We start from the raw sequence: 1908 nt of genomic DNA, 5'->3' as shown, positions 1-1908 counted from the left end.
GTGTTTGGCCGCGGCCTGGAGATCACCCTGGAATTCGATGAGAACGCGTTTCGTGGCACGGGCGTCTTTTTGCTCGGTGCAGTGTTCGAGCGCTTCCTGGCACGTTACGTGTCGATCAACAGTTTTACCGAGACGGTGATCCGTACCACCGAGCGCGGCGAGATCATGCGATGGAAAGCCAAACCCGGACGTCGTCCGACCCTGTGAATACCCTGGAYGCGATGCACCAGGAGCCCTGGGAATACGACTTCTTCCAGGCATTACGGCGCATCGAGTGCGAATCGCCTGAGCTTCCGCGCCTGGGTCATTCGTTGCGCCTGGCCGATGACCCCTTGCGCCTTGGGCAACAAGCCGATTGCACCTTCGCTCCGGCGACCCTGGCCTCGGTACAGCCGGGTATCGACGGTTCGCCGGCACGTCTGGAACAATTCTTTTTTGGCCTCGGCGGCCCCAACGGCCCGTTGCCGCTGCACCTCACCGAGTATGTGCGTGAACGCCAGCGCAACAACGCCGACAGCACCAGCAAACGCTTTCTGGATGTATTCCACCATCGCCTGCTGAGCCTGTTTTACCGGGCATGGGCCGAAGCGCGACCGACAGTCAGCCATGATCGCCCGGACGATGACTACTGGTCGGCACGTCTGGCAGCGCTGAGCGGTCGAGGTATGCCGAGCCTGCTCAAACAAGGCCTGATACCCGACACGGCGAAGCTGCATTACAGCGGTCATCTGTCGGCACAAACCCGCTATCCCGACGGTTTGAAGGCAATCATCGGCGAGTACTTCGGCCTGCCGGTGGAGATCGAAGAATACGTCGGTCAATGGCTGGTGCTGCCGGAGCGCAGCCGCGTGGGCGTCAGCGCCCATCAATTGGGCGTGGATTTTTGCCTGGGCCGTTGCGTCTGGGATCGCCAGCACAAATTCCGCATTCGCCTGGGGCCGCTCAAGCTGGATGACTACATGAGCATGTTGCCCGGCAGCCCATCCTTCAATGAGCTGGTGGCCTGGGTGGCCGAATACCTGGGCCATGAACTGGACTGGGATCTGAACCTGGTTCTGAAACAGCCCGAAGTGCCGACACTGCAACTCAATGGCCGCTTCCGCCTGGGGTTCAATACCTGGGTGGGCAAGCCCGCAAAAGATGCCAAGGACTTAATACTGGCCCGGCATTACGCCGAGCAAGCCAACACCTCACAGATCTCAAGGAGCCAAGAGCATGGGTGAAATCAGTCGCGCCGCGTTGTTCGGCAAACTCAACAGCGTGGCCTACAAAGCCATCGAAGCCGCCACCGTGTTCTGCAAGTTGCGCGGTAACCCTTATGTGGAACTGGCCCACTGGTTTCATCAGTTGCTGCAATTGCAGGATTCGGACCTGCACCGACTCATCCGCCAGTTCAATATCGAGCCGGCGCGCCTGGCCCGGGACCTGACCGACGCCCTGGACCGTTTGCCACGGGGCTCGACGTCAATCACTGACTTGTCTTCCCATGTGGAAGAAGCCGTGGAGCGTGGCTGGGTCTACGGCAGCCTGATGTTCGGCGAAAGCCAGGTGCGTACCGGTTATCTGGTGCTGGGCATCCTCAAGACCCCAAGCCTGCGCCATGGATTACTGGGACTGTCGGCAGAGTTCGACAAGATCAAGGTCGAGGCCCTGAGCGAGCGTTTTGACGAGTACGTCGGCGACTCGCCGGAAAATGCACTCAGCGCCAGCGATGGTTTCAACGCCGGCAGCGTGCCCGGTGAAGCCAGTGGCGCCATGGCCCCAAGTGCCATGGGCAAGCAGGAAGCGCTCAAGCGTTTTACCGTCGACCTCACCGAACAAGCGCGCAGTGGCAAGCTTGACCCGATCGTCGGCCGTGACGAAGAGATCCGCCAATTGGTAGACATCCTCATGCGTCGTCGGCAGAAC

3 protein-coding genes are annotated in these 1908 nt (G+C 60.5%); all 3 read left to right on the top strand.

Features of this window, described 5'->3' with window-relative positions; all coding sequences use genetic code 11:
• Nucleotides 1–207, top strand: a 207-nt coding sequence (locus tag AC1DLB_RS28905) for a type VI secretion system baseplate subunit TssF (protein ID WP_477786179.1), incomplete at its 5' end; no start/stop codon positions are given.
• Nucleotides 171–1223, top strand: coding sequence for a type VI secretion system baseplate subunit TssG (tssG, locus tag AC1DLB_RS28900; protein WP_138866529.1), 1053 nt, complete (start codon nt 171–173; stop codon nt 1221–1223). The genes AC1DLB_RS28905 and tssG, both read left to right, overlap by 37 nt.
• On the top strand, nt 1216–1908 hold a 693-nt coding region (locus AC1DLB_RS28895; RefSeq protein WP_477786178.1), incomplete at its 3' end, for a Clp protease N-terminal domain-containing protein. The genes tssG and AC1DLB_RS28895, both read left to right, overlap by 8 nt.

The sequence above is a fragment of the Pseudomonas sp. 05N434 genome, from assembly GCF_056396965.1.
The sequence above is the reverse complement of the archived record's forward strand: the minus strand, read 5'-3'. Positions and strand labels throughout refer to the sequence as shown.